Here is a 23,111-nt window from a genome sequence, read left to right as displayed (position 1 = left end):
TCTTCCGAATGCTCCGTATATGGTATCATGAGCATAACTATATTAAAAATATTAAATAAATTGCGAAAGCATATGAAAATCATATAGCAGACTTGCGGATGGGGACAGGAAATGGATATCAAACAATTGCGTTATTTTATTGCGTTGGCGGAAGAGCTTCAGGTGACGTCGGCGGCGCTGCGTCTGCATATGTCGCAGCCACCGCTCAGCCAGCAGCTGAAGCTGATGGAGGAGGAGCTTGGCGTGTCTTTATTTGTACGCAGCGGCCGCCATCTGGAGCTGACGGCGCCGGGAAAAACCTTGTACGAGCATGCCTTGACCATCACCCGGCTGCTGGAGGAAGCAAAGGAGGAAGTCAAAGAATCCGGCCTCGGGCTTCGGGGAAAGCTGTCGATCGGAATCAATACGCTGTCCGACGAACGGCTTCCGGCCGTGCTTAGCGCCTTTCGCCAGTTATATCCGAAGGTTACGTTCAAGATTCAGCAGAATGAGACGAATACGCTGACGAGATTGATCAAGGACAAAGCATTGGACCTGGCGATCGTCCGGCTTCCGGTCAGCCTGGAGGATTTCGATCATGTCATTCTTGGCGCCGAGCCTTTGTTTTTTGTGACCGGGGCGGGTGATGAGCAGCTTGAAAAGGTTACGTATGATTGTATTGCCAAGCACCCGCTTGTTCTCCCGAGCACGGAAGGGCTAGGGCTTTATCATCTGATCCTCGATCAATTCCATTCGCGCGGACTTTCGCCTGCGGTTATAGGCGAATGTTCGGATATCGGAATGCTTGTGGAGCTTATCGCTTCAGGCTTTGGCGCTTCCATTCTTCCGCGCACCTCGGTGAATCGGTATCAGAATCACCGTATCCGGATTGTGCCTATCGACGGTCCGGACGTCACTTCAAGTTCGGCGGTCATATGGCTGAAGCAGCATTATTTGAGCAAAGCCGCACAGAAGCTTATCGATTTGATTGCCGGGCCCTTGCTAAGGTAAGAGCAATCCCTTCCACGCCGGAAGGGTTTTTTTGTTAATCTGGTTATTTTTTCAATCCTGAAAACCGTACAATTGAATCTGAAAAATAACCAATGCTTTTTGTCGGGCGGGTCGTTATATTATTGTTTGAAATCGATTTCATAAATAGAAATCAATAAGGAGGCACGTTAATGAAATTAAAAAAAGCACTAACCCTGGCCGTGACGGCTTGCCTAGCGGTGGGAATGATGGGCTCCATCAAGGTACAGCAAGCGGATGCGGCCATCGGAGCAAGCGATTTTTTGAAGACAAACGGAAAGCAAATTAAGAACAACAACGGCAACGGCAGCGTCGTAAGCCTGCATGGCACCAACCTTGGCGGCTGGATGATGGAAGAGAACTGGATGTCCCCGCTTGGCGGCACCGACGAGTGGACGGTCCGCGGAACCTTGATTAACCGGTTCGGATCTTCTGCGGTTGATTCCTTGAAGGACAGCTATCAGGATTTATGGATTCAGGCAAGCGATTTGGATACGATAAAAAATATGGGTCTTAATTTTATCCGGGTGCCGATTTATTGGGAGAACATGATGAACCGCGACGGCACGATGAAGTCGGATGCCGTATCGTTCGGCAACCTGGATTGGCTTGTATCCAACGCGCAATCCCGAGGTCTGTATGTGCTGCTTGATCTGCACGGCGTTCCGGGCAATATGAACGGCTGGCAAAGCGGCGGGCGCGAAGGCGCAAACGAGCTGTGGAGCAACACCACGTACCAGAACTGGGTCGTGCAGCTGTGGCAGAGGATCGCCACTCACTACAAAGGCAATCCAACGATTGCCGGCTACGATCTGCTTAATGAACCGGTCAGCAATAACGGCAGCCTGTCGATCAGCCAAATGTATGACCGTTTGTACAAAGCCGTCCGCGCGATTGACCCGGATCATATGATTTACGTGGAAGCCTTCGGCTATTGGAATAATATCGCGGCTCCTTCGACTTACGGCTGGACGAACGTGGTTTACGAGGTGCACAGCTATGACTGGAACGATACGGACTGGAATAGCCAGAACAACAGCATCAACCAGTGGTTCTCGGATATTGTCTGGCATCAGAACAATTGGAACGTGCCGGTCTACTCCGGCGAGTTTACGTTGTTTACGCATAACGACCTATGGGAGAAATGTCTGTCGGGCCTGGATGCGCTTGACGTTTCCTGGACGAACTGGTCCTATAAAGTAACGAGCGGCGGCAATTGGGGCTTGTACCAGAACAATACGAACCCGTTCCCGAACGTAAGCAGCGACAGTCTTGCAACGATGCAATCGAAGTTGTCCAAATTCACAACCAGTTACTTTACGCCAAATACGACCCTTATCAATATGTTCAAAGCTTACGCGAAGCTTAATGCGCCTTCCAGCCTGCAGGCAAAAGCGAACAATCTGTACGTTACGGCCGAGAATACCGGCGCCTCGCCGCTTGTGGCCAACCGCACCACCGTTGGCACATGGGAGAAATTTATCGTGGTGACGAACGCGGACGGCACGGTATCGTTCCTGTCGCTTGCCAATAATAAATACGTCAGCGCCGATCTTAACAACAACGGCAGGCTGATCGCGCAGGCGCAGGGTATTGCGGCGTGGGAGAAGTTCACGAAATCAACCAATGCCGATGGCACGGTATCGTTCAAATCGGTTGCCAACAATAAATATGTCAGCGCGGATTTGAACCTTGGCATGCTGATTGCCAACCGCGACAGCGTCAGCGGCTGGGAAGCCTTCAATCTGACGGCTGCGCCATAATGCTGAAATAGAAAAGAAATTATGTAGGCCGCCCTCCCGCAGGGCGGCCTTCTTTGTGCCAAAAAGCCGTGCCTTATCTAGCGGAATCTGAATCTCCTAATAAGAAGAAGCTACATTAAAGACCCAAAGGAGGGGATGTCGTGCAAGGAAGAACAAAGGGGAATGCCCAAGGCATTGACGTATCCCATTACCAGGGAACGATTGATTGGGCGAAAGTCGCGGGCGACGGAATCACGTTTGCTTTTGTCAAAGCTACCGAAGGAGAGAACTACAAGGATCCAACCTTTCTGCAAAATGCCAACGGAGCGGCAGCGGCAGGGCTTCTGGTTGGGGCTTACCATTTTCTGAGGGCGGCTTCATCGGCTGCGGCGAAACGGGAAGCTCAGTTTTTCTACCAAACGGCCTCGCAGGCTAACAGCTTGCTATTACCACCCGTCATGGATTACGAGACGAATTCGGGCAGCCTTAGCGATGCAAGCATGAACGCCGTAGCAAGAGCTTTTTTGGAGGAGACGGAGCGGTTATTTGGGGTCAAGCCGATTTTTTATACCGGCAACGCTTTTGCCAACCATTTCGATATCTCGCTTGGCGGATATCCGTTATGGATTGCCAGATACAACGCATCTACGCCGCCGGATGATGCCAAGGCTTGGGCCAAATGGAAGTTTTGGCAATACAGCGACGGAAGCTCGGGCGGGTCATTGCCTAGCGGCACCCGGAAGGTATCGGGCATTGGCGGTAATGTCGATCTGAATGAATACGCGGGGACGGAAGCCGATTTGCTTAATGCCTATGCGCCGGAGGAGGATAAACCAATGACAGATGCGGAAAAACGACGAATGGAGGAGCTTGAGCAGCGGCTTGCCGCGCTTGAGACTCATGTTAACATTTCGGGCAGCCAAACGCCGCCAAGCTGGACGAAGACCTCGACTTCGGCAGCCATGAAAGCGGGTATTATCACGTCGGTGAACGATAAAGGAATGCCGGAGTTTATTACGATTCAAATGCTGTATAACGCAGGCTTGTGCAATGCGGAGCTGATCAAATTTTTCAAGGAGTTCAGCGCCGATACGCGTAAAGCAATCGAAGAGCTGCTGAAGAAATAAGAGGCGGAAAAATCCCTTTCCGATAGACCCGGAGGGGGATTTTTGTTGTTATGCGGGGGGCTGGCACAGTATAGTAAAAAGTGGTGAGCGCCTTTGAAGGATATTCCGTTATATAAACAAATTCAGGAAGCTATTAAAAGCCAAATCTCGCTTGGCAATTTGCGTCCGGGTGACCGGATACCGTCCGAGAAGGATTTGGCCGCGCAGTTTCATGTCAGTCTGATGACCACGAAAAATGCCTTGGCCGGTCTCGCGGAGGAGGGAATTGTCATCCGCTCCAAGGGCAAAGGCACGTTTGTTGCCGGACAAGCGCCGTACAATTTGTTTTTCCCGGCAGACGAAGGAAGCAGAGGGGAGCGGGAGCTGCCTGCATACCGCCATTCGTACGGCAAGCTTATCGGAATGATTATTCCGTCCATGCGCACGCAAGTGGAGCAGCGTCTTCTGGACGCTATCGAAAATGCGGTTAACGGCTATGGCTATACGCTGGTCATCCGCGTATCCAGGGGCAGCGCCGCCAAGGAGCTGCAATCGCTTGAGGATCTTGGCGCTATTGGCATCAGCGGTTTAATCCTCTTCTCCATAGGAGCGTTGCATGAACGTCGGACTGTCGTAAGAGCAGAGGAGCTCGAATGCCCGGTTGTACTGATCGACCGTTATTACAACGATAGGCCGGTCGTCAGCGTCTGCTCGGATAATAAGGCAGGCTCGCGCAAGGCCGTATCGTATCTTGTCGGGAAAGGACATCATCGTCTTGCCCTGCTGACGCCGCCCGTGGAGCATAGCGTAATGGCCGACAGGCTTGCCGGCTTCGAAAGCGCGGTGGCCGAATTCGGGCTGAAGCCGTCATCCGTATTGCGATATACCGTTCCGTATCAGCGGTTTAACGTATCAAGGAAGGATGGGGCGGAGTTGATCCATCAATGGATGCTTATCCATCATGACAGCTTCACCGGCCTTGTCGCTACGGACGTTGAGCTTGCCCGGCTGGCTTATCATGCTTTGAAACGGATAAACCGGACCGCAGGTAAACAATTGGTTGCGTTTGATGATACCGAGATTCCAGAGGTTGCTTATATCCGTCAAAATGAAGCCGCAATCGGCGCCAAAGCCGTCTCGCTGCTGATGGGCCATATCGCCCGCGGAGAGCAGCTTCAAGGCAGGTTTGTTGTTCCGACTCAGCTGATTTTGCCATCATAAATAAAGAAGGAGGCAGACCTTTGATGATGGCCTGCCTTCTTTGCGTTATGGGTTAACTTTGAAATTATCAAACCGCGTATGATTATTCATTGTGCGCAGGCCTACCTTTCCGTGGGTAAACGGATTGCCACTGTTATCGGTGTAGGTGATTTTCGGAGTTGCCATATCGTTGACGTAGACCTTAATCGTTGTTCCGGAAGCGACAACCTTCATATGATGCCAAGCTCCTGCCGCGAGTGATGCGGGGGAGGAGGCGACGCCCGCATAGTTGTAATTCATCTTGCCCAAGTAGACGCCATCCGGTTTGATAAAAGCATAATAGCCTTGAAGATAATCCGGATTATTGACCAGTACGGTGCCGTTTGACGGATTATTGACTCTTACCAGCACGCCGGCGTCCCCGGTCGTGTCAACGAGCTTGATATCCGATTCCACCGTATAGTCCGCCCAGCGCTCATTGCCGATCGTTGTCTTGCCGAATACGCCTCCGCCGGCAGAGTCCAGCTCACCCGAATTGACGGACCAGCTGCCTTCGAATCTTGTCCAGCCGTTATCGTTGCCGTCATTGAAGTCATCGGACAAGCTGGTCACCGCATCGCCGCGGGAGAACGTCATGCCCGAGAAGTCGAATTCGCCTTTGACGAACTCCAAGCGCAGCTCATGGTAACCGGCCGTCAGATACAGTCCTTTCTTGCTTGAGTTTGTCCACGTTTCCCAGTCGCCTGTGGCAGGAACGCCAACGATGCCGGTTAAGTCGGTCGCACCGTCCCATACACGGTAGCTTGCGTCGGTAAACGTTGTCGCGAGACGCACATCCAGATCGTAATAGCCGGTCTCCGCCACATTGACGCGGTATTTCAGCCATTCTCCCGTCTGATTCCAGCCTACGACATTTTTGCCCTCGGCTGCCGAGCTGCGGATATCGACCGATCCGCTGCGGTAAGCGCCGCCGATATTGTCGGCCGACAAATCATGATAGGCCGTTCCTTCGGCCCCGTTCATATAATGTACGGCCTCGATTTTGCCCGGAAGAGGCTTGTACGCATTCCAAGCGCTGCTGCCGTTCACTTTATTGCTGAAGGCGGTATAGCCAAAGTCCGCATGGGCATCCGTTGTGGTATAGCCGATCTTGCCGCCGCCGATTCCGCTTACGGTCCGGGTTTGTTTTTTCATGCCGTCCACGTAAACGGTGAAGGTGGTGCCGGCTTTCTCAACGCGAATCTGATGCCATTTGGTATAGTCGTAGCCGGACGGAAGCGCGGAATATTGCCAGCCCTGGCTGACGCCGCCAACCACGAAGTTCGTCTCCAGACGGTTCAGGCCGCGGTTCAAGACGGCTGTTCCATAGTTGCTTTCGTCGGTGTAGGAGAAGACGGTGCCGTACACCGGATTGCTGCTGGTGCCTTGCTTCATCTGCTTGGTGTTGAATTCCGCCGTATAATCGCTGGCAGTGCCCGCGCCGGTTACTTGGCGGTAAGTATTGGTATTGCCGATCGTATCCTGCCACATCAGCTCCTGATTATAGATCCCCCAGGTTCCGCCCCCGATATTGGTCCACCCGGTTCCGATGGAGGTGCGGTTAAAGCGGTCTTCGAAATCCGCCAGCTCGGGATTTTGCTGGGAAGCCGTTGTTGGACCAAGCACCAGCATCTTGTCCCCGTTCCAGGCGATGCGGTCCAGATTCATTTTGCGGCCTGGATAGGTCAGATTGCCATCCGATGCATGGCTGTGGTAGACCATGAAATCCGAATCCAGATCAGGGCCTTTAATAACGCTGTTATGGCCAAGTCCGACATTCGAGCCTTCCGTGTCGATCAGAACCGGATTCTGGTTATCCGCCGGGGCGAAGCCGGTCGTAGGGCTTGCGCTGGTTGCGTAATTGACCCGGTATCCGGTGCTCCAGACATGATTGCCGGTATAGGTCATATAATATTTGCCGTTGCGCTTGAAGGTTGTGGAGCCTTCCGTCCAGCCCGCCATCGATAAGCCGGTGCCGACTGCCGCGCCAAAGGCCGTTGGGCTTGTCATCGGCCTTGCGTTAATCGTATTGGAGCCGGTCGAGTAGAAATACCATTTGCCGTCATCGTCAATAAAGACATTGCCGTCAATGCCCATGCCCAGATTGCCCGTCGCAACCGTGAACGGTCCTGTTGGACTGGTGCTCTGCAGCACGTAATGACCTCCTCCGCCAGGGGAGGTGTACATATAGAACATGCCGTTCCAATAGACGACCTCAGGCGCATATGCCGCCTTGGTAACCGCCTCCGTCGTGCATAAGCCGCGGTAGCTCCAATCCACGAGATTGGTAGAGGACCATACTTTTACGCCGCTCTGATCGTCAACGGTACTGACGTAAAGATAATAGGTGCCGTTAAATTTCAAAATATACGGGTCGCCTTCGCCATAGAAATCGTTGTTTGCCCAATGCCAGGAGTCCGTGACGCTAATCGGATTGCTGTACGCGCTTGCGTGAAGCGGCATCATCATGACGGCTGCGGCACCGATGAGCAGGGTCTTCCATTTTTTCATGAACTATCATCTCCTTCGCAGTTTGGTAAGCGTTTTCAAAATGTAGTATAGCAAACGAATCTTGCGGTTGCTTATATCTAATTAGATATAAAAAAACGGAAAAAGCCGGCTCTTCTGTTTCATAGAGCCGGCTATCGCGATCAACAGCCATTCATGATTAAGTAGATTCGGTCCTGCTCTTATCCTTGTAATAGACATTGACCATAATATCCTGCTTGTAGTTGCCGAAATGCCTGCCGAACAGGCTGATTCCACCGCAATGGCGGGCCGTCTCTAGAGAGGCGAGCTTGAAGCGGAAATCCTCGCCAAGCTTTAGCCCGACATCCGCAAGAGTCACGTCCGACAGCTTGACGCCATCGAGGAACGTGCCGGCCGCCTGAACGGACAAGCTTTTGAGCAGACCGTTCTGCGTGCCGAGCTGCCACCAGGAAGGCGTCAGCGCGCCCCGTTTACTTCCGAAGTCGCCCGGGCAAGTCCATACGCCAATCTCAATGTCATTGATGTAGAAGCTGATATCGGAAGGCCAATTCTCGTTATAGGAAGGGGCTTCCGAGCAGAGTTCGAGCGAAATGTCCAGCTGCGAAGCCGCTTGTCCGGCATGCAGGTAATTCGGAATCCGGTATTCGACGTAACCGCTGCCGAACCAGAGATGCGCCGCGTTCATCCGTTCCGGATCGGAGAAATACCTCGGATCATCCACAAGTCCAAGAATTTTGCTTTCCGACGCAAGGCCGCAGGTTGGCTTAACCGCGTAATCCGAATATTGGCCGATCGGGATTTCAACCGTGTATTTGGCTTCGTCATTTAAGGCTTTTTCCGGTGAAGCAGTGCGGAGCTGAAGGGTAAGCGAGTCGATCGCAAGCGAGCACATTTTCGGGCTTCCCCTTGTTCCCGACAGGCTCTCGGTCTTGATTAGTCCGCCTTCCTCCATCTTCTGAATATGCTTCGTTACGATGGCCGACGACAAGCCTAGCATTTCCGCAAGCTCTTTGATGCTCATCGGTCCGTTATTAAGCAGTTCGATCATTCTCACCCTCGTCTCCGATGAAAAACATTCGAGCATCGTCATATATTTGGTGCTGACTTGTATATGCACGCCGGTTTCCTCGCTTTCCATTGTCTTGGCTATTATATAACCTAACTGTTAATAAAACAACTTTTTAGTTGACGGTTAAGGGGGCAGGCGATAAAATAAGCAACAGATTCATATGGTTTTGTTAATATAACAACTAATTGGTTAATCAATGGAGGCGTAACAGATGACGAACTTGCCAAGAGCCGAATACCCTAGACCGCAATTCAACCGCAACGCATGGGAAAGCCTGAACGGGGAATGGGAATTTGAATTTGACGATGCGCGCGTTGGCAGCGAGGAAGGCTGGCATTCGGGCAGCAAGAGCTTTTCGAAAAAAATCCAGGTGCCGTTCAGCTTTGAGAGCGAACTAAGCGGCATTGGCGATCCGAATTTTCATGACGTTGTATGGTACCGCAGAAAGCTGGAGATTCCGAAGTCCTTCCAAGGAAAGCGGGTTGTGCTTCATTTCGGCGCCGTGGATTACGAAGCTTATGTATGGGTGAACGGCCAATTGGTGGCTTCCCACGAAGGCGGCCATACGCCGTTCCAGGCGGATATTACGAATGCGCTCCGCGCGGGCGGCGACAACACGCTCGTTGTCAAAGCGGTAGATTTCGGCACGGACGTATTCCTGCCGCGCGGCAAGCAGTTCTGGGAAGAGAAGTCCCGCGCGATCTGGTATACGCGGACAACGGGGATCTGGCAGTCCGTATGGATGGAGGCGGTATCGCCTGTTCATCTCCGCAAGGTAAAATATGTACCGAATATCGATACGAATGAGATTCAGATCCGTTCGTTTGTAGCAGGATTGGAGCAAGGCGCGAGGAACGTCAGCCTGTCGGTGAAGATTTCGTTCGCGGGAGAGGTTATGTCCGAAGACACTTTTCAAGTACGCGCGGGCGAAGAGAGCCGGAAAATCAAGCTCAGCGGATTAAACGACCACGGCATGGACCGCCTTTGGTGGCCGGAACGGCCTAACCTGTACGATGTCGAATACGTACTGTCTGTTGACGGAGCCGAGGTTGACCGCGTAACAAGCTACTTCGGCATGCGGAAAATCTCGCTCGAGAACGGCAAGTTTAATCTGAACAACCGTCCTTACTTCAGCAAGCTTGTTCTGGATCAAGGCTATTTCCCGGACGGTAACCTGACACCTCCTTCGGACGAGGCGATTAAGCAGGATGTCGCGCTCATGAAGGAAATGGGCTTCAACGGCGCGCGCAAGCATCAGAAGGTCGAGGATCCGCGCTTCCTGTACTGGTGCGACAAGCTGGGGCTGATCGTATGGGGCGAAATGGCGAATGCTTGCGACTACTCCGAAGAATACGTCCGCCGTATTACAAAAGAATGGCAGGAAGCGATCGACCGCGACTTCAATCATCCATGCATCGCGGTATGGGTACCGCTGAACGAAAGCTGGGGCGTTCCCAACATCCAGATCGACGTTCGTCAGCAGCAGCATGCGCTTGCCATGTACCATTTGACCAAGTCGCTTGACCCGACTCGCCTTGTCATCTCCAACGACGGCTGGGAAATGGTTGCAACCGACCTGTACAACATCCATGACTACGAGTGGAGACGCGAAGTGCTCGAGGACCGTTACGGCAGCGTGGAAAAAGCCGTGTCGGCTATGCCGGCTAACCGCCGCCTTAGCGTAGCGGGTTACGAATACGACGGGCAACCGATCATCGTCACGGAGTTCGGCGGCATTGCTTACAAGAAGAGCGAATGGGAAGGCTGGGGTTATTCCGGCGCATCGAGCGACGAGGACTTTGTGGAACGCCTCCGCAACGTGATTCAGCCGCTTATCTTCTCCGGCGTTGTTCAAGGCTACTGCTATACGCAGTTGACGGACGTCGAGCAGGAGATCAACGGTCTGCTGACATACGACCGCAAGCCGAAGGTGCCGCTTGAGCTAATCAAAGCGATCAACGATGGCAAGTAATCGCGGCTCCGATCTGAGCTGGCTTAACGATACAACGTATCGTTAAGGCCTAGCAAAAGCCAATTCGCCGGTCTTAACGATGCCGTACATCGTTAAGACCGGCGAATTGGCCGCTTCTGACAAACCCCGGACAGCACGAGAAAATTCTCCCAGCTGTCCGGGGTTTTGCGTTCAGGCGGCAGGACAATTTTTCTCAACGATCTAAAAATATGTCCATTCCTTCTAAAAAAGCGACATGGGCGCGTTATCCCCGGCCAGCTAGAATGAGAATCAGAAAGAACGACACAAACATTCTAGGGGGAAGCGAACATGAAGAAATCGATGAAGCTTTTGGGTACCTCGCTTATCGCACTTAGCCTTGTAGCGGCAGCGGGCTGCGGAAGCAACAATAGCAACAACGGCGGCAAAGACGCGGGAACCAACAACCAGGCAAACAGCGGGACTAACGCGGCTGCGGGAAATAGCGGAGACGCGAAAGCGGAGAAAGCGGACATCCTGTTCTGGACACCGTTCTCCGGAGCCGACGGCGAATTCATGAAGAAGATTGTAGAGAAATACAACTCTTCCCAAGACACGTACAAAGTGAAGCTCGTCATTCAGCCAAACGGCGAATACTACAAGCTGCTTGACGTAGCGATGAGCGCGGGCAAAGACCGTCCGGACCTGGCGATCATGCACGTGGACCAAATCCCGACTTACGTGAACAAAGGCCAGCTTCAGCCGATGGACGATCTGGCGGCGGCAGCTTCCATTAATAAAGCGGACTATGTAGAAGCTCCGGTGAACTACGAGACCATCGACGGCAAATGGTACGGCATTCCGCTGGACATTCATCCGCTCGTCATGTACTACAACAAAGATTTGTTCGATAAAGCTGGGATTGCGGCTCCTCCAACCAACCGCGCCGAATTCGAAGCGGACGTTGAGAAACTGACGGACAAATCGAAGGGCGTATACGGTTATGTGGTTCCTACGCTCTGGCCGCAGCAATTTATTTTCCCGACGCTGGTATGGCAAAATGGCGGCGACCTGTGGAACGGTACGGACGTAGCCTACAACTCGCCTGAAGCGGTTGAGATGGTGCAATGGATGCGCGGTCTCGTAGACAAAGGCGTATCGCCAGGCAACGTTCAGCAGGACGGAGAAAACACGCTGTTCCTGCAAGGCAAAAACGCGATTCAATTTAACGGTCCTTGGATGAAAGGCCAATTCGACGAAGCGGGCATCAACTACGGCGTAGCTCCGGTTCCGCAGATCGGCAAGGCTAAACAAGCGGTATACGCAGGCTCCCATAACTTCGTATTGCCTAAAGGCGTAACAGACGCAAATGTCGTGAAAGGCATCGGCGACTTCCTGAAATACGTATCGACCAACTCGATGGATTGGGCGGCTTCCGGTCAAGCGCTGGCTTCCAAGCCAATGCTGGAAAGCGCGGAATTCAAAGCTCTCGACATGCAAAGCAACGTAGCGAAATCGTTTGATTACGTTCAATTCGCGCCAAACGTACTGAACTGGGGAACGATCTCCGATCCGATCTGGGGCGAGCTGAGCAATGCGCTGCTTGGCAAGAAGGACGCTCAAAAAGCGTTGGACGACGCGGTAGCGAAGTCCAGACAAGCGATGAAAAAATAAGTAACGGCAGGACGAAGAGGCTGACAACCAGCTTCTTCGTCCCTCTGTTTATACCTTTAATCCGAATGGAGGAGCTGTGATGGTCAAGAGCTCTTTGCAATCCCGCTTAACGTCAACCTTGTTCGTGCTGCCGTACCTGCTCAGCTTTTGCGCTTTTCTGCTGATCCCGATTTTATACGGCATTTATATTTCGTTCCATAACTTCGAGCTGCTGTCGGATTCGCATAAATTCGTAGGCTTCGAAAATTACGTTAAAATCTTTACGCCCGGCTCGTATTTGTATGAGCAGTTTACAACCGGTCTGTGGAATACGGTGCAATTCGTTCTGTATTCGGTTCCGCTGCTGGTGATCCTCGGCCTGGCGCTCGCTTTGCTTCTGAATCAGCTGCCGAAGCGGATCCGCGGGCTGTTCCGCACGTTCTACTTCATGCCTTACGCGATCTCCGGCTCGGTGATGGCCGTTATCTGGCTGATGATGTTCGACACGAACGCGGGCTTCCTGAACGGGCTGCTGGCTAAGCTTCATATCGATCCGGTTGCGTGGCTGACGGATCTGCCATGGGTGTGGGTGTCGCTCGTATTGACCACGCTGTGGTGGACGATCGGCTTTAACATGATTATTTTCACCAATGCGCTGAACGAAGTGCCGGAGGATTATTACGAGGCGGCTTCGATTGACGGGGCGAACGCATGGAAAAGATTCGTCAGCATTACCCTGCCGTCGATCCGTCCGGTTATGCTGTTTATCATTATTACCTCCACGATTGCATCGTTTAACGTGTACGCGCAGCCGTTCCTCCTCACGCGGGGCGGACCCGGCGACAGCACGAAGGTGCTCCTTATGAACGTGCTGGACGAAGCGTTTAAAGGCAAGCAGGTCGGCTCCGCTTCGGCGATGGCGATTCTGATGGCGCTTATCATAATTATCGTTTCGGCTGTCCAGTACAAAATCGCTTACGGAAGGAAGGAATAGCCGCATGAAAAAAACATTGCTTGTTCTCGCAGCAGTCCTCATAGCGGTTATTTTCCTGCTTCCGCTTATCTGGATGTTGTCCACTTCCTTCAAGAACGATTTCGAGGCTCTTGCCGGTCAGATGAATCTGATTCCGAAGAAACCAACGTTCGAGAACTATCTGGACGGGTTAAAAGGCAATCTGATGAACGTTCCGATTACGCGCTGGATCTCGAACTCCTTGTTCGTAGGCGCCGCGGGCACGGCGATTGTCCTGCTCTTCTCGTCCATGGCGGCATACGCTCTTGCCCGTCTGCAGGACTTGCCGTTTAAGAAGCTGATGTTCCCGATGTTTATCGGCTCCATGATGATTCCCGGCGTCCTGACGTTCCTGCCGATGTACATGGAATTTAACGCGCTTGGCTGGATCAATACGTATGCGGCGCTTATTCTTCCTTATTCGTCCGGCGCATTTGGCGTGTTTCTGTTGTTCCAGTTTTTCACGGCGTTTCCGAAAGAGATTGAAGAGGCCGCACGGATCGACGGCGCAAACAAATGGCAGATCTACTCCCGGATCCTGCTTCCCGCTTCGGTATCCATTATGGTAACGCTCGCGATCTTTACCTTTATGGGCATTTACAATGATTTCGTATGGCCGCTTTATTCCACAACCTCGCCGGAGATGCGCACGATTACGGCCGGCATTGCGATGATGGCGCAAGGAAGCTATACGCAGGCTTACGGCAAGCTGATGTCGATGACGGTTATTGCGACGCTTCCGGTATTTATCGTCTTTATTATCGGTCAACGTTCCTTTGTTAAAGCGATCACGCAAGCAGGTGTGAAATGAACCCAAAACGATGGGCTGTCCTCACGGCGGCGGTGCTGCTGGTGACGGCGGCCGGTATAGGAGTGTGGGCAATGAAAGACAACGCTAACGAAGCAAACGAAGTATCGTCCGAATATAACGGCCATGGCGGCACATTCAAAAATACGCTGGCGGAGATCGATACGCCAGACCCCGCCGTTGTGTATAAGGACGGCTACTATTATATGACGTTTACGCATAACGGCGCGGACGTTATGGTGATGAAATCCCGAACCATCGACTTCAAGCAGGCTGAGCGGAAGGTTGTCTGGTATCCCGATATCGGAACCAACTATTCGGCTGAGCTATGGGCGCCGGAGATTCAGTTCCTGCAGGGCAAATGGTACATTTATTTCGCGGCTGACGACGGCTTGAACGAGAATCACCGGATGTTCGCGCTGGAAGCGGATACCGATGATCCGATGGGCAGCTATACGTTTAAAGGCCAGGTGAAGGACGACACGGATAAATGGGCGATTGACGGGCTTGCGATGGAGCTGAACGACAAGCTTTATTTCGTCTGGTCCGGCTGGGAAGGCGATATCAACGTACAGCAAAATACGTATATCGCTCCGATGAGCGATCCGCTGACTATCAGCGGTCCTCGCGTTCTTTTATCCGAGCCCGATCTGGAATGGGAGAAAGCCGGAGGTCCTCCTTATATTAATGAAGGACATTCCATTCTCCGTCATAACGGCCAGGTTCATATCGTGTATTCGGGAGCCGGCAGCTGGACGCCGTTTTACGCGCTTGGCATGCTGTCGCTGAAGGAAGGCGCGGATCCGCTCGTGGCCTCGAACTGGACGAAAGCGCAGGAGCCGATTCTCAAGATGGATGAGGACGCCGGGGTCTACGGTCCGGGACATAATTCCTTCGTAACCTCGCCCGACGGTACGGAGCAGTGGATTGTCTATCACGCAACAACCGCGGCTACGGATGGCTGGGCAAACCGCAAGGCGCGCGCTCAGAAGCTGACATGGGATGAGGCGGGGAAATTGCAGGTTGGCAATCCGTTAAGTCTGGATACGGCGATTGAGGTTCCTGCGGGCATGGGGGTCTTCAAGGCGGCGGCTGCCTCTGCCGACGTAAGCTTCGATCTGATTCCTTCCGCTATTCATACTACGGCTCCTCTCCTTATCCATTATCGGAATGATACGGGAGAACAGCTTCAAGCAAACGTTAGCGTAAACGGCGAACAAGGGGTAAATGTTGGGCTTCCTGAAACTAGCGGAACGGGATACGCTTATGCCGACATTTCGCTTGCGGCGGGCATTAATGAGATTCGTATCGCGATTGTCGGAGGGCAAGGCAAGATTGAGGCCATTGAGCTTCCAAGATACGAAGCGGAATATGCTTCTGCGGGAACGCAAGGCGAAGCGGAGGAGAACTTGTTCTCGTCGGCGGGAGGAAAAGTTGTGGTTGGGCCGGGTGAGGGCGATGCCTTGCGTTTTGCCAACATTCAAGTGCCGGCAAGCGGCGATTATGAGATCAGGCTGGCGGCTGCTAATTCCTCCGGGCAAGAAGCGGAGCTTCAGATTCGCGTGGACGGCAGCGGAAGCAAAGCGAAAAAGCTTGTTTTTCCAGATGGAAAACGCAACAATTACCAGACGCAATCGGTCATCTTGCAATTGAAGGCGGGCAAGAACGCCATTATACTTGAGAATGCGACGGCAGAGGTGCACGTCGATTATATGGATATCTTGAGAAGCTCAGCACAATAAGCATTAGCTTCACCATTCTTAAGTAACGCTTACGAAGCATGAATTGTTCAGCAATTCCACTGACGTAAATGCTTCACAATTCTTTTTAGGAGGCGCTGGTCATGAGAGGCTTGTCCTTTCGTTCGTATCTTACATCAGGCTTAAGCGTCATCCTTGCGGCAAGCCTTGCCTTGACTGGCTGCAGCCATAACGATAACGGCACATCGGCATCGGCCGAGCCTAAAGCATCCGCCATTCAGCTTAATTATTGGACCCCCTTCAGCGGGGGAGACAATTTGTTTATGACCGAGATGGTCGATCAGTTTAATAAAGACCACGAAGACATTCAAGTCGTCCAGATGAATTCAAGGCTGGACGACTATTATTCGCGGCTGCGAACGGCCATCCTTTCCGGCAACGCGCCGGATGTGGCCATTATTCACGCAAGCTCCCTGCCTCAATTCGTGCAGAACGGTTACATTGAAGATTTGTCCGGCCCGGCACAAGAAGCGGGCCTGGATTGGAACGTATATAACCAAGCGGGGATGAAGGCGGTATCCTTCCAAGGGAAGCCTTATGCGGTGCCGCTGGATACCCATATGCTTGTCATGTATTACAACAAGACGTTTCTGGAGCAGGCCGGTGTTCTAGATGCGCAAGGCAAGCCGGTGCTTCAAGGCGGGGAAGAGGGATTTACCCGTTTTCTGAGGCAAATCCGTCAGGCCGTTCCGGGCGATGTCGCCCCGCTTGCCCAGCCAAGCACCAGGATCGATGCCGTGTGGCTGTGGTGGAGTCTGTATAACCAGATTCAAGGAGGCGGAAAGTTCTATAACGCGGAGGGAACGAAAGCGGTGCTTAACAACCCGGCTGCTTTGAAAGCCTTAAACTTTATAGAAGGGCTGTATAAGAGCAAGCTGATTCCTCCTAATATACCGGACTCTTTCAAGCTATTTAATGAAGGAAAAGCAGCCGTGCTCATTACGGGCGTTTGGGCAACCGGCGCGCTTGAAAAAAACGATGCCCTGAGCTTTGGCGTTGTGCCTCTGCCAACGATCTATGACAAGCCTGCGGCCTGGGCGGATTCCCATACGCTGGCGATCCCTTCGCAGCATGACATGCCACGGGAAAAAAGGGATGCGGCAATGCTGTTCATGAAATGGCTTGCCGAGCATGGCGCCAAATGGGCGGAAGCCGGCCATATCCCAAGCGTCAGCGCAGTAATGGATTCGGAAGCGTTCAAGTCGCTGGATTACCGGGGCGATTATGCGGCAGCGGCCAATTCCGTCGCTTTTTGGCCGAAGCATACGAAGCAGCACAGCTTTATCGAGGTGATCATCCGGCAATTCGAACGGATGATCTACGGTCAGCAGACACCAGAGCAGGCGCTCCAGGCAACCGAGAAGCAAATCAATCTGGAAATGTCGAAATAAGCGGGGTGAGCGATGATGACGATTTTTAAGCGCTTGAAGCAATGGTTCAAAAATCTGGCGCTCGCCCGCAAGCTTATTCTCGTTAACGTGCTTCTTATCGTGGTGCCGCTGGGAGTGATCGGCGCGTGGTCCTTCTCCATCTTCGCCTCCAAGATGGAAGAGCAGGTAGGCAAGTATCAGCTTCAGATGCTGAAGCAGGTGACGCTGAATATCGACACTTATATGAATGAGCTGAACCGTCTATCGTTAATGCCTTATCAATATCAGGAGATCCTCGATTTTCTCGCAACGAACAGAAAACCCGGCGAAGCCTTGTCTCTGCAGGAAATCGATGACCTGAACAACTTCGTCTCCAAGGTGTTTCTGAACGGCCGCGTCGATATTATGGGCATTTCCTTGTTCGGCGAGCATGGGGCTTCCTATGTCGTGCTGCCGGAAAGCCAATACATGACGACGTACCAGCTTGGCGGCAATACGGATTGGCTGGAGAAGGCTAAGGGCCGCTTCGGCCAGCCGACCTTTATAACCACACACGAAGTCAAGTCGACAAGCGGGACGGCTTATCAGGTATTCTCGATTGCCCGGGAGCTGAGAAGCTTCGACAGCGGGGATACGCTTGGTTACATCGTCATTGACATCGATCCTGCGGTAGTACGGAAGCTTCTGTCCCAAGTCAGCCTGGGGAGCAAGGAATCGCTGTACATGACCGACAGTGCCGGGGATCTGGTGCTGCGCAAGGAGAAAACGGCGATTTATCCCGTCATCGAAGGCTTGTCGGATGAAGGCGTCTCCCATCATAAGGTGGACGGAAAAAGCTTGCTTGTCGCCCACGTCAGCTCGGAGGTAACGGGCTGGACTACCGTTGGCGTCGTTCCGGTATCGGTGCTGATGAAGGATAGTCTCGTGGTCCGCAACTCGATTATGCTGATCGGCGGCATTTGTATCGGGCTTGCCGTATTGCTCTCGGTCTTTATCGCGTTCAGGATTACAAGTCCGCTCCGGATGCTGCGGTCGCTCATGCGCAAGGTGGAACGCGGCGATCTGAAGGTATCGTTCCCCGTCCGGCAATGGGATGAGGTCGGTCAGCTGGGCAATGCCTTCAACATGATGGTGTCCCATCTGAGCGAGCTGGGGTACCGGCTGTACGAGACGGAAATCAGGGAGAAGGATGCCGAGATCGCAGCGCTGCAAAGCAAGATTAATCCGCATTTTCTATACAATACTTTGGGTTCCATCTCCATGTACGCCGAAGTGGAAGGCAACAGGGAGGTTGTGACGATGACGAACAATTTAAGCCGCCTGCTTCGATATTCGTTAAGCGGACGCAAGGAAGCCGTAACGCTGCGCGATGAGCTGGACCATGTAAAAGGCTACATGACTATTCAGAAGATGCGTTACGACGACCGGATTGATTTTCGCCTTAAGGTGGACGAATCGTTGCATGGCTGTCCGGTTATTCCGCTAATGATACAGCCGATCGTGGAAAACGCCATTAATCACGGGCTCGATAAAGGGATTGGCGAAGGCAGGATTCAATTGTCCTGCTATCAGGAGCAGGGAATGCTGATGATCGTCATTGAGGACGACGGCATTGGCATGACCGGCGAGCAGCTAAGCGCGATGCGCAAGCGGTTGGATAAAATCCATGATCTCGGAGGCACCTCGGGCAACGGCCTGATGAACGTTCACCGCAGAATCCGTCTGCATTACGGCGAGCAATACGGTCTGCAGCTCGAGAGCATGCCGTTCCAAGGGTTAAAGGTCATCTTAACGATGCCAATCGCTTTTTCAATGACGGGATAGGGAGGAGTGCTTTCAAAATGCCAAACATTCTGATTGTTGACGATGAGGCGATATTCCGCAGGGGACTTCGTAAAATCATCGAGTCCTCTTCCGGCAGCTGGCAGATTGCAGGCGAAGCAAAGGACGGCTATGAAGCTCTTGAAATGGTGGAGAGCCTGAGGCCCGACGTGCTGTTAACGGATATCCGGATGCCCCGGATGGACGGGCTGCAGCTGATTCAAATCGCGAAGGAGCGCTATCCGAAGCTGCTTGTCATCGTGCTTAGCGGCTTTGACGAATTTACGTATTTGCAGCAATCGCTCCGCCATGGAGTCCGGGATTACCTGATGAAGCCCGTGGAGCGGGAGGAGCTGTTCAAGACGCTTGGGAAGCTGGAAGGCGAGCTTGCCAAGTCCCGGCAGGCACCCGAATTGTACACGGGGGAGCCGGCCGATGCGCGGGTCATCCGCCAGCATGTAAGCGAGCATCTGGTGGCAGGGCTGCTCAAGGGCTATGTGAACGAGACGGATCTGGCCTTGCTTGCGAGAATCGGCGTTACCTTCCAGGAGCCGTGTTTTGCCTGCATGATTATTAAGCTGGATAAGGATCAGCTCGACAAGGAACGGTACGAGAAAGCCGATCCAAGCCTGTTCCAGCTGTATATTCAACAGATCGTCCAGGAGCTGCTCGATCAGCGGGCAAAAGGATTTTCGTTTATTTTATCCGAGACTGAGGTTGTGGCGCTTGTTAATCTGCCCGGCCAGCCGGAGGCGGAAGACCCGCTGCTTGCGCTGTCGGAAACGATCCGCAGGCGGATGATCTCCCTGTCGAGATTGACCGTAACGATTGGCCTGGGAAGAATCGTAGGCGGAATCAAGGAAATTCCGCATTCGTTCCAGGAGGCGAAGATTGCCCAGCTGCATCGGTTAATCGTTGGCGGCGACCGCGTGATCAGCTATTCGCGGATAAAGGATGCCGAAGAGGAGATGGCTTGGAGCTCGCTGCTTGAGCTTCCGCTGGAGCTTCTCGAGACCTCCATTCAGGAAGGCAAGCCGGAGCAGACAAGGCAATACGCCGCTTCGTTCGTTACCGCTCTTTGCTCGCAGGCCCGAAATCCGGAAGTGATTCACCAGCAAATATGCAAGCTTCTAATTCACGGGTATGAGGAAGCGGAGAAGCTGGAGCTGACGCCAAGCTGGCTTGGCGACCGCACGATCCAGGCGGTGCTGCTGGAGATCTGTTCCTTGACCTCCCGAATGGAGCTGATCGATTGCTGCAGCGCTTATCTGGAGAAGCTGGCCGAATGCATTGCGAGCCGGCAGAAAAACGCCGACCATGACCCCATCGAGAAAGTCATCCGGTACGTGAACCAGCATTATCAGGAGCCGTTGTCGCTGACGCAAGTCGCGGAGCAGGTCTATCTGAACCCGGCTTACCTGTCGACGTTGTTCAAGCAGCGGACGGGGAGCTCGCTGGTCGAGTATTGGACGGAGCTTAGAGTCACGGAAGCGAAGAGACGTCTTGCATCCTCCAACGAGAAGGTGACGAATATCGCCGAAAGCACGGGCTTCGGGAATATTCGCCATTTCAACCGGGTATTCAAAAGCGTTACGGGTCTCGCCCCAATCGACTACAGGGAACAAGCCAGGTCGGTGAAGGGATAGAGATTAACAGCCAGCCTGCGGAACAGATTGATGTTCCGCAGGCTGTTTTGTTTTCGGAGCATAAGAAAGGGATCCTGCTGCATAACTTTTTTGAACGCCGAAATGAAATTGAGAAACTATTATGGATACGACATGATCCCGATAATCGGGCAAAAGCCGTACAGGAATGGATGGGGATAAAATCCGACATAGAGCTATTGAACGTGTATGTCTTAATGAAGGATGGAACCATCATGGACCCTAATCTTGCGCTCATGAAAGAAAACGGTCAATGGACGGTATTTCGAGAGGATTAAATTCTTGCCTGATTCCGTTATCCTTGCGCGTTCCGGGACCGGCGAGCTATTGGAGCTGTATCCAAGTGAATAAGAAAAAGGAAAAAGCTTTCCGACGCTCCCAAGGCAGAGCGGGGAAAGCTTTTTGATTAGGACCGCGAGCGGATTTCCTGGCGCATGAACAGCACGTAAGAGACCGCGAAGCAGATTGCCGTCTCGGCAATTAAGCAAATAAGCTGCGGCCAGGACAGAAGGATGCTTTGCAGAAGCGGCAGAGGGCTGGCAATCGCCCCAACAACCTGCTCGGTTGTCAGCGGCCCAAGCGATCGGACGCCGGGCATCAGCAGCGTGCTGGTGGCCTCCGAGAACAAATACGAAGGGGAAATCCGGTTGAGCAGGAGCATCCAGTTGAAGTGGCTAAGCTGCGCGCCGATGCCGGCCGAATCGGCGGGCGCGGTCGCTTTGTCAATCAGTCCGATAATCATGCTGTAAAACACCGAGAAAAATAACCATATCGCAATACCCGACAACGCGGATGTAGCCGTCTGTCTGAAGCGGATGGAGAAGATAATCGAAAGGTTCAGCCAGAAGCCGACGTAAACGATAGCTGCGATAAGAAAACACAGGACGCGCAGCACCTCCTCCGGCGTGGGCGGATAACCGATGACAAACAGGCCAAGCCCCATGACAAGCAGCCCGAGAGAAAACAGCGCGACGGAGATTAACAGCAGCGATGCCGTAAATTTCGCCAGGATAAAATCGTCCCGGTACAAGGGCTGCGACAGCAGTCTGCTTAGCGTACCTTTGCTGCGTTCCGTGTTGACGGCATCAAAGCCGAGGGCGATGCCGATCAGCGGCCCCAGAAAAGAGACAAAGGTAACAAAGGTCGGAAGAGAACCGTCGGAAGCGGTGAACATTTGAAGAAACAAAAAGGAGCTGTCGGTCTGCTGCGATTTGACGCCTGCTTGAATAGCGGTAACCGCGGCATAGATGGAGCCAATGCAGGCCAGCGTAATGATGCCGATCAGAATGGTGAAGCGCCAGCTCCGCAGATGGTCGCCGAACTCCTTCCGGACCAGCACCCAAAAGGGAGAGTAGCCGCGGCGCGGAATTTCTTGCGTTTGGCCCGAACGGCCGCTAATCCGGCCGGCAAGCTTTTTCCAAAAGCCGTTATTGAATGCTGTTGCTGCGTTCAAGCTGTCCGCCTCCTTCGAAATAACGGTGATAGATATCGTCGAGACCGTATTGCTTGCGCCGAATGCCGATCAAGGAAGCCCCGCAATCAAGCACGGCCCGGGCCGCCTCCGAGGTTAGGTCGCGCGTGCCGGTGAGTACGGCGTCCGATGGCTGAGCGCTGCCATGAGCATGATCCCAAGCAGCAGGACCTTTATAGGTAAGGAGACCGTCCAAGCTCGAAAGACGTTCATCCAGCTCCTTGGTCCAAGGGGCGGCGGACAGCTCGACCGTTACGCTGCCGTCATCGTCCAGCTGCTTCGCCAGCGATTCGATGTTGCCGGAAGCAATCAGCTTGCCTTGAACGAACAAGCCTACCCGGTCGCATATTTGCTGCACCTGATGAAGGTGATGGGAGGACAGCAGGACGGTAAGTCCTTCATTCCGGCTTAATTGCTCGATCAGCTCCAGCAGCTCGCGCACCCCTTCGGGGTCAATGCCAAGCGTTGGCTCGTCGAGAATAATGATTTCGGGCTTCTTGATCAGCACGTCGGCAATGCCGAGCCTTTGCCGCATCCCTCTCGAGAAAGCGCCAACCCTCTTGGTCAGCGTATGCTGAAGGCCAACCCGTTCAAGCAATTCCAGCGCCAGATTGCGGGCATCCTGGGCAGGAATGCCGTTTAGTCTTGCCGTAAGCAGCAAATTATCAAGTGCCGTACGATCCTCGTAAAAGCCTACATCATCCGGCATATAGCCGACTCTTCGTTTTACCTCAAGCGGCTGCCTTGCCGGATCAAGCCCGCATACCCGCACCTTCCCGGAGCTTGGCTCCGTCAGCCCCAGCATCATCAGAATGGTAGTTGTTTTTCCCGCGCCGTTCGGGCCGAGAAGTCCGTATACCTCCCCTCTTTGAATCGTGAGATCCAACTGGTTGACCGCGGTTTGCTCGCCGTATTTTTTCGTCAGCCTGGACATTTCAATAATCGGTGCCTGGTTGAGCGAGTCCATC

Annotated in this window: 16 protein-coding genes; 12 read left to right on the top strand and 4 right to left on the bottom strand. The window is 53.1% G+C overall.

All coding sequences use genetic code 11. The annotated features are described in order from the left end of the window. Window positions 1-111 precede the first annotated feature (111 nt). From EV294_RS11225 to EV294_RS11210, 4 genes are all read left to right on the top strand, one after another. Complete coding sequence (locus tag EV294_RS11225; protein ID WP_132306744.1) at window positions 112-990, top strand: LysR family transcriptional regulator; 879 nt, start codon at window positions 112-114, stop codon at window positions 988-990. A gap of 170 nt (window positions 991-1,160) precedes the next feature. Then, the gene (locus EV294_RS11220; RefSeq protein WP_132306742.1) at window positions 1,161-2,771 is read left to right on the top strand and encodes a cellulase family glycosylhydrolase; all 1,611 of its coding nucleotides are present in this window, start codon (window positions 1,161-1,163) and stop codon (window positions 2,769-2,771) included. Between the two features lie 140 nt (window positions 2,772-2,911). After that, window positions 2,912-3,877, top strand: coding sequence for a glycoside hydrolase family 25 protein (locus EV294_RS11215; protein ID WP_132306740.1), 966 nt, complete (start codon window positions 2,912-2,914; stop codon window positions 3,875-3,877). A 93-nt stretch (window positions 3,878-3,970) separates the two neighbouring features. After that, window positions 3,971-5,077 (top strand): GntR family transcriptional regulator, encoded by a 1,107-nt coding sequence (locus tag EV294_RS11210; RefSeq protein ID WP_132306738.1) that lies wholly within the window; start codon window positions 3,971-3,973, stop codon window positions 5,075-5,077. Between the two features lie 45 nt (window positions 5,078-5,122). On the opposite strand, the gene EV294_RS11205 is transcribed toward EV294_RS11210, so the two are convergent. Then, on the bottom strand, window positions 5,123-7,606 hold the full coding sequence (locus EV294_RS11205) for a family 43 glycosylhydrolase (protein WP_132306736.1): 2,484 nt from the start codon (window positions 7,604-7,606) through the stop codon (window positions 5,123-5,125). A 157-nt stretch (window positions 7,607-7,763) separates the two neighbouring features. Further along, window positions 7,764-8,669, bottom strand: a complete 906-nt coding sequence (locus EV294_RS11200; RefSeq protein WP_279513576.1) for an ArsR/SmtB family transcription factor — start codon at window positions 8,667-8,669, stop codon at window positions 7,764-7,766. Between the two features lie 196 nt (window positions 8,670-8,865). Between EV294_RS11200 and EV294_RS11195 the strand changes: the two genes are divergently transcribed. From EV294_RS11195 to EV294_RS11160, 8 genes are all read left to right on the top strand, one after another. Next, window positions 8,866-10,626, top strand: coding sequence for a glycoside hydrolase family 2 protein (locus EV294_RS11195; protein WP_132306732.1), 1,761 nt, complete (start codon window positions 8,866-8,868; stop codon window positions 10,624-10,626). Between the two features lie 309 nt (window positions 10,627-10,935). Then, window positions 10,936-12,258, top strand: a complete 1,323-nt coding sequence (locus tag EV294_RS11190) for an ABC transporter substrate-binding protein (RefSeq protein WP_132306730.1) — start codon at window positions 10,936-10,938, stop codon at window positions 12,256-12,258. A 79-nt stretch (window positions 12,259-12,337) separates the two neighbouring features. Continuing rightward, window positions 12,338-13,231: a carbohydrate ABC transporter permease gene (locus EV294_RS11185; RefSeq protein ID WP_132306728.1), complete on the top strand. Its 894-nt coding sequence runs from the start codon at window positions 12,338-12,340 to the stop codon at window positions 13,229-13,231. A 4-nt stretch (window positions 13,232-13,235) separates the two neighbouring features. Next, window positions 13,236-14,060, top strand: coding sequence for a carbohydrate ABC transporter permease (locus tag EV294_RS11180; RefSeq protein WP_132306726.1), 825 nt, complete (start codon window positions 13,236-13,238; stop codon window positions 14,058-14,060). Continuing rightward, window positions 14,057-15,799, top strand: a complete 1,743-nt coding sequence (locus tag EV294_RS11175) for a family 43 glycosylhydrolase (protein WP_132306724.1) — start codon at window positions 14,057-14,059, stop codon at window positions 15,797-15,799. The genes EV294_RS11180 and EV294_RS11175 overlap by 4 nt, the downstream gene beginning before the upstream one ends. 101 nt (window positions 15,800-15,900) lie before the next feature. After that, the gene (locus EV294_RS11170) at window positions 15,901-17,208 is read left to right on the top strand and encodes an ABC transporter substrate-binding protein (protein WP_132306722.1); all 1,308 of its coding nucleotides are present in this window, start codon (window positions 15,901-15,903) and stop codon (window positions 17,206-17,208) included. 12 nt (window positions 17,209-17,220) lie between these two features. After that, on the top strand, window positions 17,221-19,011 hold the full coding sequence (locus EV294_RS11165) for a cache domain-containing sensor histidine kinase (protein ID WP_243711623.1): 1,791 nt from the start codon (window positions 17,221-17,223) through the stop codon (window positions 19,009-19,011). Window positions 19,012-19,028: 17 nt separating this feature from the next. Then, complete coding sequence (locus tag EV294_RS11160; protein ID WP_132306720.1) at window positions 19,029-20,654, top strand: response regulator; 1,626 nt, start codon at window positions 19,029-19,031, stop codon at window positions 20,652-20,654. A 424-nt stretch (window positions 20,655-21,078) separates the two neighbouring features. Here the strand turns inward: EV294_RS11160 and EV294_RS11155 are convergent, their stop codons facing one another. Both EV294_RS11155 and EV294_RS11150 read right to left on the bottom strand, forming a co-directional pair. Continuing rightward, window positions 21,079-22,125: an ABC transporter permease gene (locus EV294_RS11155; protein WP_132306718.1), complete on the bottom strand. Its 1,047-nt coding sequence runs from the start codon at window positions 22,123-22,125 to the stop codon at window positions 21,079-21,081. Continuing rightward, window positions 22,100-23,110: an ABC transporter ATP-binding protein gene (locus EV294_RS11150; RefSeq protein WP_132306717.1), complete on the bottom strand. Its 1,011-nt coding sequence runs from the start codon at window positions 23,108-23,110 to the stop codon at window positions 22,100-22,102. Before EV294_RS11150 ends, EV294_RS11155 begins: the two co-directional genes overlap by 26 nt. Window position 23,111 lies beyond the last annotated feature (1 nt).

It is taken from the genome of Paenibacillus sp. BK033, from assembly GCF_004345425.1.
GTDB lineage: Bacteria > Bacillota > Bacilli > Paenibacillales > Paenibacillaceae > Pristimantibacillus.
This window is presented reverse-complemented; position numbering and strand designations above follow the sequence as displayed.

What these genes read in the sequence shown, in the direction of transcription:
- EV294_RS11225 (WP_132306744.1), top strand. Translation starts at nt 112, where the DNA reads ATGGATATCAAACAATTGCGTTATTTTATTGCGTTGGCGGAAGAGCTT.
- EV294_RS11220 (WP_132306742.1), top strand. Translation starts at nt 1,161, where the DNA reads ATGAAATTAAAAAAAGCACTAACCCTGGCCGTGACGGCTTGCCTAGCG.
- EV294_RS11205 (WP_132306736.1), bottom strand. Translation starts at nt 7,606, where the DNA reads ATGAAAAAATGGAAGACCCTGCTCATCGGTGCCGCAGCCGTCATGATG.
- EV294_RS11200 (WP_279513576.1), bottom strand. Translation starts at nt 8,669, where the DNA reads ATGCTCGAATGTTTTTCATCGGAGACGAGGGTGAGAATGATCGAACTG.
- EV294_RS11195 (WP_132306732.1), top strand. Translation starts at nt 8,866, where the DNA reads ATGACGAACTTGCCAAGAGCCGAATACCCTAGACCGCAATTCAACCGC.
- EV294_RS11190 (WP_132306730.1), top strand. Translation starts at nt 10,936, where the DNA reads ATGAAGAAATCGATGAAGCTTTTGGGTACCTCGCTTATCGCACTTAGC.
- EV294_RS11185 (WP_132306728.1), top strand. Translation starts at nt 12,338, where the DNA reads ATGGTCAAGAGCTCTTTGCAATCCCGCTTAACGTCAACCTTGTTCGTG.
- EV294_RS11180 (WP_132306726.1), top strand. Translation starts at nt 13,236, where the DNA reads ATGAAAAAAACATTGCTTGTTCTCGCAGCAGTCCTCATAGCGGTTATT.
- EV294_RS11175 (WP_132306724.1), top strand. Translation starts at nt 14,057, where the DNA reads ATGAACCCAAAACGATGGGCTGTCCTCACGGCGGCGGTGCTGCTGGTG.
- EV294_RS11170 (WP_132306722.1), top strand. Translation starts at nt 15,901, where the DNA reads ATGAGAGGCTTGTCCTTTCGTTCGTATCTTACATCAGGCTTAAGCGTC.
- EV294_RS11165 (WP_243711623.1), top strand. Translation starts at nt 17,221, where the DNA reads ATGATGACGATTTTTAAGCGCTTGAAGCAATGGTTCAAAAATCTGGCG.
- EV294_RS11160 (WP_132306720.1), top strand. Translation starts at nt 19,029, where the DNA reads ATGCCAAACATTCTGATTGTTGACGATGAGGCGATATTCCGCAGGGGA.
- EV294_RS11150 (WP_132306717.1), bottom strand. Translation starts at nt 23,110, where the DNA reads ATGGACTCGCTCAACCAGGCACCGATTATTGAAATGTCCAGGCTGACG.